This window comes from Okeania hirsuta, from assembly GCF_003838195.1.
Lineage (GTDB): Bacteria > Cyanobacteriota > Cyanobacteriia > Cyanobacteriales > Microcoleaceae > Okeania > Okeania hirsuta.
The window spans coordinates 1-9,385 of record NZ_RCBY01000265.1 but is presented as its reverse complement, the minus strand read 5'-3'; the positions used below and the strand labels follow the sequence as shown (position 1 = coordinate 9,385).

General features: G+C 39.8%; 10 protein-coding genes and 1 pseudogene. 6 read left to right on the top strand and 5 right to left on the bottom strand.

Annotation, left to right across the window (positions count from 1 at the left end; translation table 11 throughout):
* Positions 1 to 285: 285 nt before the first annotated feature.
* Positions 286 to 1,365 carry a threonine aldolase family protein gene (locus D5R40_RS27465; RefSeq protein WP_124147633.1) on the bottom strand — a complete coding sequence of 360 codons (1,080 nt, stop codon included), beginning with the start codon at positions 1,363 to 1,365 and terminating at the stop codon, positions 286 to 288.
* 595 nt (positions 1,366 to 1,960) lie between these two features.
* Between D5R40_RS27465 and D5R40_RS27460 the strand changes: the two genes are divergently transcribed.
* The 3 genes from D5R40_RS27460 to D5R40_RS40170 all read left to right on the top strand — a co-directional run bounded on the left by D5R40_RS27460 (position 1,961) and on the right by D5R40_RS40170 (position 4,930).
* On the top strand, positions 1,961 to 2,533 hold the full coding sequence (locus tag D5R40_RS27460) for a hypothetical protein (protein WP_124147634.1): 573 nt from the start codon (positions 1,961 to 1,963) through the stop codon (positions 2,531 to 2,533).
* 488 nt (positions 2,534 to 3,021) lie between these two features.
* Entirely contained in the window at positions 3,022 to 4,188 is a 1,167-nt protein-coding gene (locus D5R40_RS27455) for an alpha-hydroxy acid oxidase (RefSeq protein WP_240039194.1), read from the top strand.
* Between the two features lie 541 nt (positions 4,189 to 4,729).
* Positions 4,730 to 4,930, top strand: coding sequence for a hypothetical protein (locus D5R40_RS40170; RefSeq protein WP_240039195.1), 201 nt, complete (start codon positions 4,730 to 4,732; stop codon positions 4,928 to 4,930).
* A gap of 7 nt (positions 4,931 to 4,937) precedes the next feature.
* Here D5R40_RS40170 and hisI read toward each other — a convergent pair whose 3' ends face one another.
* Entirely contained in the window at positions 4,938 to 5,423 is a 486-nt protein-coding gene (gene hisI, locus D5R40_RS27445) for a phosphoribosyl-AMP cyclohydrolase (RefSeq protein ID WP_124147635.1), read from the bottom strand.
* A gap of 106 nt (positions 5,424 to 5,529) precedes the next feature.
* On the opposite strand from hisI, the gene D5R40_RS36195 reads away from it, so the two are divergent.
* On the top strand, positions 5,530 to 5,712 hold the full coding sequence (locus D5R40_RS36195) for a hypothetical protein (RefSeq protein ID WP_124147636.1): 183 nt from the start codon (positions 5,530 to 5,532) through the stop codon (positions 5,710 to 5,712).
* Positions 5,713 to 5,747: 35 nt separating this feature from the next.
* Here D5R40_RS36195 and D5R40_RS27435 read toward each other — a convergent pair whose 3' ends face one another.
* The 3 genes and pseudogenes from D5R40_RS27435 to D5R40_RS38180 form a co-directional block, all read right to left on the bottom strand.
* Complete coding sequence (locus D5R40_RS27435) at positions 5,748 to 6,068, bottom strand: hypothetical protein (protein WP_124147637.1); 321 nt, start codon at positions 6,066 to 6,068, stop codon at positions 5,748 to 5,750.
* A 13-nt stretch (positions 6,069 to 6,081) separates the two neighbouring features.
* A pseudogene (locus tag D5R40_RS42915) lies at positions 6,082 to 6,192 on the bottom strand (hypothetical protein); the annotation flags it as partial.
* 237 nt (positions 6,193 to 6,429) lie between these two features.
* Positions 6,430 to 7,167 carry a hypothetical protein gene (locus D5R40_RS38180; RefSeq protein ID WP_205127712.1) on the bottom strand — a complete coding sequence of 246 codons (738 nt, stop codon included), beginning with the start codon at positions 7,165 to 7,167 and terminating at the stop codon, positions 6,430 to 6,432.
* A gap of 659 nt (positions 7,168 to 7,826) precedes the next feature.
* On the opposite strand from D5R40_RS38180, the gene D5R40_RS27415 reads away from it, so the two are divergent.
* On the top strand, positions 7,827 to 8,381 hold the full coding sequence (locus D5R40_RS27415) for a Uma2 family endonuclease (protein WP_124147638.1): 555 nt from the start codon (positions 7,827 to 7,829) through the stop codon (positions 8,379 to 8,381).
* Positions 8,382 to 8,404: 23 nt separating this feature from the next.
* Positions 8,405 to 8,923: a molybdenum cofactor biosynthesis protein B gene (gene moaB / locus D5R40_RS27410; protein ID WP_124147639.1), complete on the top strand. Its 519-nt coding sequence runs from the start codon at positions 8,405 to 8,407 to the stop codon at positions 8,921 to 8,923.
* Positions 8,924 to 9,385 lie beyond the last annotated feature (462 nt).

Here is a 9,385-nt window from a genome sequence, read left to right as displayed (position 1 = left end):
GCATTGTTAGCGCAGCTCCTCTGCAAGAGGCAGCAGAAAGCCCTAATAGCGCGATGGTTAGGAATCCCGCGCTGTCACGCAAGTGCAGCGTCGGGAGGATGTCAAGAATACTTATTGCTTGAAAAGACAAACTGACTGATCGTCGATTTAACCTGCAAAATTTCTTGCCCGATAAATTTCTTGCCCGATCGAGCATCTTTTAGTTTAGCTCGATCAGTCATTTATCGGGAATTTTTTTAAGGCTTGAGTACGGGGCTTTGAGGTGCGGGATCGATCGTTTTTACTCTAAGCGTGTAATGATTCTATAAATATTTGTGCCAGTCTATCCGCAGAGATGCGATTCAAGGTTACATTGATTCTCAGCAAGAAAGTATTGCTATCAGGTTCTGGCTCTGGAAGATAAACATTTTTCTTTTCCAACGTATCCCTAAACTTATCCAAATCAACATCAGATACATGCAATTTAAAGACATTACTACCATTGGGAATTTTCTCAACCTTGAAAGATGAATTTTTATGGATTAAATCAAAAAAATCATCTGCTAGCTTGATAGCCATTCTCAGTTCATCCATAAATGTATCAAGAAAGTTGAGGGCTATGACCGCAGATGGCCACATTTGAAATATATTACCCCCAAACATTCGCCGTACATGGTATAAATCTTTTGCGAACTCGTTAGAACAGGCTAATATTGCTCCAAAGCCAGCATTGAAATATTTAAACAGTGAAACATAAACTGTATCAAACAAAGAAGCGTACTCCTTTGGCGATATACCAGAAAAAGTCGATGCAATAAATAATCTTGCTCCATCTAAGTGGAGCCTAATACCTTGATCTTTGGCAAAAGTTGAAATTTTCTTCATTTCTTCAAAGTTGAAAATTTCATTGTACTTTCTTCGCACTGGACTTTCAATAGAAATGACACCCACTTCTGTTACAACTTTGCCTGTTTTCGCTTTGTCAATAACTTGCTTCACATCGTCCAAAGTAAATGTAGCTCGATCCGGAGCAAGTGGTATTAAGTTTAATCTGCTGAGGGTTTGTAAACAATCTCCTGAATCATTGTAGATATGACTTTCTTTTTGGACAAGCACTCTTCCTTTATTATTAGCAAGTTCCCGAATTGCGATTTGATTGGATAGCGTTCCTGATGGCATCATAACGGCAGTCTCTTTGCCAAGTAAATCAGCAAATTTGGCTTCAAACTCACTAATAATACCGCCAAGTGAATATACATCACGTTCAATATTTCTGCTTTTTGTAAGCTTATACAGAAGCTGCGAGTATGCAAGTGGAGACATTTCAATCCCATCTGCTGTAAATCGAATTGACTTATCTGAATTAACCAGATCAATATTATCCATTATCTAAATTTACCTCATATATAGAAAAACATGTAAATTTACTCAAAGTATTCTCTTAATACTTTTGTGTAGAACCCCTAAGCGTATCTTTGCAAAGGTGCGGGTTTTTGGTACAGGAGTCAGGAGTCAGGAATGAGAGAAATAAAATAGGGAAAAAAAGTAGAAAAATTCCTCCATCTCCCCACACTTCCCACACTTCCCACACTTCCTACCCTCCCCATCTATAAAAAAATAGATACCAAATGGGTTATATATGTGTTATATCAAATCCGTTTAATTCGGTATTAAAAAAGATTCCATCTTCACCTAGAGCGGAAAGAATTCTGAGTTCTCTTCCCTTCTGAATTCTGGATTGCAGAATTGCTGGATTCTGATTCACTATCTTATTACACCGATGCTACCGGATTTAATATTAAGACTAGTATATGGTTTTGCTTGTATTTATACCAAATTATACTGTTTTAATTCATTTTTGGCAAAAATTTTCAGCCATGAGTGAGCTAATTTAGTAACAATTAATATTCTCCTACCCTTATAGGTTCTATACTTTGGGATAGACCACATCAACCCAATCTCGTGGAGGAATTGATTTAAAATGAGTAGTCTTGCAGTTGCAACTGTTATATCGAACAGCGAAGCGCTTGTTGAACAGCAAATTTTAAGCTTCCAAACGTTCCTTAAGCTTCGAGACCAAGAAGGTAAAGTCTTTGAGGCTGCTTCTGAAATTTACACGAGGCTCAGTAATTATTCTGTGATCGATCAAGCGGCTTCGGAGAAGAGCCACGTTCCGACTGGAAGTTCTTGGATTTTGGAATGCCTACCCGATCAGCAATATCACTGGCATTCGTTTTCAACAGAGGATCGGATGTTATCTGCGCGTCGGGTGTTCTTTATTGCTGATAGAGGTCTGATAATTTCGGTTTTTGAGAACCCTGCGTCTTTTCTACAGCCAAGGCATGAGATCTTTGAGTGTGAGGGGCCAGTGTTTCTTGAGTTTGAATTCTGTGGTAGTCTTGTGCACCGGTTTCGGCCACTGAGTGGCAGACTGTTTGCGCTCTCCATACATCATAAAGATGAATCTGTTTCGGACACGACATTGGGTCAGCAAACCCACATCTTTTCAGGGGAGTCACCTCAAATCACGCAGCGCTTTCATCTAACATTGTGACTTTAACTTTGGCTCTTCTGGATCTAGGGTGGAGCTAATCGGGGGGGCCATTGAAAACATCGGTGTTGGTGTCGCCATCGGAATTGCGATTGGTGCTGCGATTGGAGCGTTTCAACAGAATAGGACATCAAATTGAGGTGGAGCACTTTCATTTCTACAAGAATTGCTGAGTGTCCAAAACCTGGGTTGAGCTTCTCGATCGTCAACCCGACTGTTGAGATAATCTACTGGGCTATATTTATGTTATCGATACAAATAGTTGTCGTATAAATTTCTGTAGTATTTCAGGGAGGCTTGAGGCAGTGGTTCTTAGGTATTATCCTTAGGTTACTGCTTTACGATGTCTAAGAACCCAATTGCAATTACAAATCGTCAAGAGATCGATAAACTGGTGATTTTGGAACAGTCCATTCCCTAGAGACTGGCGATGAAGGTTGAATGCTTCTCAAAATGGAATAGTATGGACTTAGTAAACATAAATCTGACTGATGTATTTTATGAGATTGAATGACTGTCACAATTTTCAGGATTTCCGAAAATTAGCGAAACGCCGACTACCAGGACCAATTTTCAATTACATCGATGGAGCGGCCGATGATGAACAGACCTATCGGCGTAACACTGAAGCCTATGGAGACTGCGATCTTATTCCGAACGTGCTTGTCGGTGTGGAAAATGTGGATATGTCAGTTGAGGTGATGGGGCAAAAACTAGATATGCCTATCTACTGTGCCCCGACAGCATTGCAACGCCTTTTTCATCACGAAGGAGAGCGTGCGGTTGCGAGGGCTGCTGCAGAATATGGCACGATGTTTGGGGTGTCTTCACTGGCGACAGTAACCGTTGAAGAAATCTCAAAAATAGCAAACACGCCGAAGATGTTTCAGTTCTACTTCCATAAAGATCGCGGCTTGAATGATGCGTTGCTTGAACGCGCACGAGCAGCGGACTTTAATGTTTTAGCATTAACCGTCGATACCATTACTGGTGGTAATCGCGAACGCGATCAGCGTACAGGATTTACTTCGCCACCAAAATTAACGCTTGACTCCTTAATGAGTTTTGCGACGCACCCAGCATGGGCTTGGAACTTTTTGACAAAAGAAAAGTTCGATATGCCACATTTGTCTGGCTATGTCTCGCAGGGAACGAACTTAGCAGTCTCTGTTGGTGATTACTTCTCAACGATGCTAGATCAATCCATGAATTGGAATGATGCTGAAAAACTCTGCTCGCAGTGGAATGGGCAGTTTGCACTGAAAGGGATAATGAGTGTGGAAGATGCCAAGCGTGCTGTTGATATTGGTTGTACGGGTATTATGGTTTCTAACCACGGCGGCCGTCAGCTCGATGGTTGCCGTAGCCCCTTCGATCAACTCGCAGAAATTTGTGATGCTGTTGGGGATAAAATTGATGTCATTTGCGAAGGTGGTATTCAGCGCGGTACCCATGTGCTTAAGGCGCTATCTGTTGGAGCTAAAGCATGTTCAGGTGGGCGATTCTATCTTTTTGCATTGGCCGCTGCTGGGCAAGCAGGAGTTGAGCGTGTTTTAGGTAATATGCGCACTGAGATTGAGCGTGATATGAAATTGATGGGAGTGACCAAGCTCGATCAATTGAGTAGAGAGAATCTACGCTTTCATCACTCACGATGAAGCGGAGTAGGGTGGACAAGGTCTAATGAAAGAATTGAGAATTTTCCGACCTAGGCTTGCCCACCCTACAAATCTACCGAGAAAGAGCTGTATTCCCAACAATCGATCGGCAATGGGGTCGCGCTTAAATCCAGGCGACCTCTAATTTTTCTTGCTAATTGCTAGGCATCTGCATAGCTCTTTTAGCCGAAATTTCAACTGGATTGGCTTTCATGCATAGAGGTCTCTAATGAGTCAAACAAACGATGGATCGAATTGGCATCAAGATTTTATTGCCAGTAATTTGCTGGTCATTGGCTATAATGCTTGGGCAGGTCATCTCAGTCAGAAGCGCGGCGCGATTATTTGTAGCACAAATTCTCCGATTGGCGGAGAATCATTCAAAACCCATTTTTCGGACGTTCTCGCCTTGTGCCGTTCTTGAATGCCTGTTTAGCTGCTCCTGACACTGCAATTTTGCACCATCACTTTATGATTGCTCACATCTTGGAAGTTGTCGATAATTATTATCCAACAACAGAGGTTGTATTGTTGCTGGAGTATGAGCGATCAAGCAACGTTCTTTTACTTGAAAAACCTACCCATTACACCCCGTCAATGCTACGAGCAAGTACTTAATACTTGGGATGAATTCCAGCCAGGAGTTAGTGCTTGGCAAGATGAACAACTCCAACAATATGAAGGTGCTGTAGATTTGGATAGAGGTTTTTTACCGAGAAGCAATCATGATGGTTGGGGTTGAAGTCAATTTACAATTGTGTTGGGTTGGGAGCATCACCATACACTGTTTTCGGGTCAAAGGTTTTCTCCGTTTCGGTAAATATTAACTGAATTGGTTCCTGGGAATCAATAGCACTTTTTCCCGTAGGAATACAGCGATAAAAACAAGAACGATAACCCACGTGACAACTAGCTCCCGAACCAGCTACTTTAACCTGCATCCACAGACAATCTTGGTCGTCATCAATAGCTAACTGCTGTACTTTTTGCACCAGTCCACTAGATTGACCTTTATGCCATAGCTGCTGACGACTGCGACTGTAATAATGAGCTTCTCCCGTTTCAATGGTTTTAACTAACGCCTCTTCGTTCATATAGCCATGCATCAGCACTTCACCAGTGTTGACATCTGTGGTAACTACTGGAATCAAACCATTGGCATCAAATTTGGGCGCAAGTAACAAACCTTCCTCAACCTGTTCTACGGAAGTGCGGGCGGTAAATAGGGAATTCATATTAGCTAAATTTTGTAATGAATGATAATCATTATTACATACAAAGCAGTGTTTAATTGGCGTTGCTGAAATGTAATGATAAATGTTGTAGAATTCAGAACATGATATGTCCGAAATGCCACTCTACCCACACCAGGGAAATGGCCAAAGACGTGGCCAAAAGTTTTTCCAATGTGGAATATGTGGTCGTCAATTCGTTGAATCCCCTAAGAGTCAACCCTATTCACCACAGATGAAAGAACTTCGTCTTCTGCTGCACTATCTAAGATTTCAAACTCTTCCTACATAAGCATAGATCATTACTAATCAGCAACGCCATTTAATTTACCTAGAAACGTTGGCAGTCAGGCGATTGAGCAGTTGATTTAAATAGTCGGGCAGATGGGAATATTGATGGGGTTCATTCAAGTCTTGGCAATCTGTATTAAACTCGCAGTCTGGTAAAATTTTTCCCGTGTTGCCATTGACAAAAACATTCCAATATTTACCTATTAAACCGACAATACTAATGTTAATCATCCACTCATTATTATCAAAACAGGTTGCACCTACAACCTCAAACAAGTGACGATGTTCTGGAGATACTTCCAGATTGGACAAAAGATAATCTAGGGCTGTTTGTTTGATATTAGTTAATTCTAACATACAGGTGGAATCTTCAAGTATTTACATAGCTAGTAAGGTTAACTTTCAGCCTATCACAGAGAAAGCGATCGCTCAAAATTGGTCTTGCTTCCTCGCGGCTATAAATTTCTAATACTGCTTCGGGTAGAGCTTCAAATCAAAAATTGATTCATGATTAGCTTTCCATTGATATTTCATAAAGGTATTTAAAAAGAGCAAAAATTATTAGACTTGTCGCTTTATAACTTCAAAAACCCCCAAAAGCCTTGTTATATAAGGATTGTAGCTATTGGTGGCTAAAAAGGCCTTGAAATTATTGCTCTGTCTAGGTTGGAGCGATTTTTTCCCTCTATTTAGCGATAACTCTATTACTTATTCCTTATTACTTGATTAATAATCCTCCCCAAGCAAGTAATAGAGAAAAAAAGAACGCAGCGATCGCCTGTCTACTTAACAGCAATAAGGCAAATCGAAGAGACTGTTCTCGCGCAATAGTTAACAGAGTAACCAAACAAGGTAGCAATACTCCTGCTAGATACACCCCAGTCAAAACCTGCAAGGGAGTTAACATAGCCAAGGTTTCGGGTTCGGCAAATAATAGCAGTCCATCTTTGCGAATAGAAGCTAAAACAATAGGCAATGAGGCGACCGGGGGTAAATTAAACCATCCCATCAAAGGGTTAATAATATTGGCTAAAGTTGCGATCGCTCCTAACCAATTCAATACAGAAGCAATAATCGTAATAATTAAAAGATGGGAGCAGCCAGCAATAAGAAAGCCCCGGGCCAGCAATAACGAACTTTTTCGGCCAGGATTATTTGCAACTAGATTTGCTTTTGAGCCACAATTAACTGCAACTGAGCCAGGATTATTAGCTATCATCTCCCCCGATTTTTTCCACTCTCCATTCCCAGGATGCAAGGCTGGTTGTCCTTCAATTGAATAGAGTTCTGCAAAATCGCTATCCTGATAAAATATACCCAATTCATCTCGAATAGTCATGTAGAGATTCCCTTTTGGAAAAGCTTGGTGTGCTATTTCTTTTGTTAAGGGTGGAACAGGTTTCATTGATTGAGGATGTAGAGCCATAATCTTTATACTACTTCCGTAATCTTTCAATATTTGTTAAACTTAGTTAATACTTCGCGAATATAAATCGCGAATCATCTTCTCCTTTTCTTAATGTTTCTCCTGTATGAATCAAAAACAAGCATCATCAGACCAAATTGAACGAATTGATCGTATCACATCCGCGATCGCGAGATCCCAAAAAAACAAATTATTGCTCAAGGTGAAGTTACTCCTCTAGGGACAGTAGTTTCTCGGGCTTCAAGTACGACAGCAGCAAAACATTTATTGGTACTAGAAACTTCAAGCACAAGAGCCAATTTTTCCAAAAACTAACGAGGCTAAGAGTTTTAGTAAATATAAGCATTTAGCAAAACCTGGTAGTCAAGCTCATATTACGGCAGTAATGCAGGTGGTTAGGTGTTCTCGTTCTTGATTAAATTCAACGTACTATTGATACTTTGTCACAAAATTTATTGGACGTTGGTTTTGACGAGCAACCAAAACAAAAATCAAATAATTAACTGGACATATTCGCAAATAATATTCGCGAATCTATCTCTTTTGTTAAGTTCATCAACAGTATCAGTTGCTACTCAAACCCCTTGAAAGAGAGTTTAGATGATAAGATCGCTCTTTAGGCTAATATTTAGATTTTTTAGTCTGATATTCTAGATTAGTAACGAAATAACTATATCCCCTAAGTAAAAATGTTAACTATTGGAACACAAAAAAGCGATCGAATTAGCACAATTACTAATACAACTTGGGCTGAATATATTAGTTTAGATTTACCCAGTAAACGAGTTTCATTTCGCAATGGAGTTATTACTATCGTGTCCCCAGGACGTAACCATGAATTGATTGGTGATTATATCAGGTTGATTATTTTGGCGTATTGTCGTAATCTTAATATGCCTATTTTCACCTTTAATCAAACTACTCTTAAGGAAGAAGGAAAAGAAGGGAAAGAACCAGATGTAGCTTACTGTTTTGAAATAGACAAAGACAAGCCAGATTTGGCAGTAGAAATAAATCTAACATCAGGGAGTATGGACGATTTAACTAAATATCAATACTTAAAAATTCCTGAAGTTTGGCTATGGGAAAACAATAAAGTTAAATTCTTTGTTTATCGTGATTCAGGATATTTAGAATTAACAATAAGCAATTCTCTGCCTAACTTAAACAGCGATCGCGTGACAACAATTGTCAATAGTTGTTTTGGTAAAAGTGTTTTAGAAGTAGAAAATTATTTCCGTTAAAACTTAATTTAAAAATCACAAAAATGAATCAAAACGAATCTTTACTACCCTTAAAAATCGCCGTCCTAACAGTTTCTGATACAAGAACCGAAGCTGATGATAAATCGGGTAAAATATTAGTCGATAATTTAACAACAACAGGACATTTATTAGCAGAAAAAACTATTGTTCCCGATAACATTTACCAAATTCGTGCTGTAGTATCTAGATGGGTTGCAGATGAATCTGTCCAAGTAATTTTGACTACTGGTGGTACGGGAGTTACAGGACGAGATGGTACACCAGAAGCGATTAAACCACTCTTAGACAAAGAAATTGAAGGGTTTGGTGAGATATTTCGGATGATTTCCTATCAAGAAATTAAAACCTCTACCATTCAGTCTCGAACTTTGGCAGGCGTAGCTAACGGTACTTATATCTTTTGTTTACCTGGTTCTAGTGGTGCTTGTCAAACAGGATGGAATATTATCAAAGAGCAACTAGATTCTCGTAATCGTCCTTGTAATTTGGCTCAATTGATACCGAGATTAACTGAAACTTAAAAATGGTCGGGCGATCGCTTTGTTACTTAGGGCTTGCTGAAAAAGTCTTATGGGTGAGGGTAGGAGTCAGGAGACAGGAGGAGTAAGAAATTTAGAGGAGGCAGGAGAAAGAATTATCCCTTGATTTTTCTGCCTTATGCAACCCTTTCATCCTAAATTTTTCAGCTTTAAGGAGCAAAAAGCTTGTACTTTTTCAAGACCATTATCGGCTAAAATCTTTATCTGTAAATGCTTTTAGATTTAATCAGCAAGCCCTACATAAAAAACTGTGAGCTAGAGAAAGCCATCCCGTTTTAACCGATCGCAGTGGAGCGGGGCTTACAAGGGGGCGAATTCGATTTGCCCCACAGCCCCTTGCGAACGTGGGTTTTAACCCCGTGTATCTAAATTCTTGATAATAATTTAAAACAGATTTTGCATATTCTTGATGCCGGCTACAAATGCTGCACCGACCAATTGACA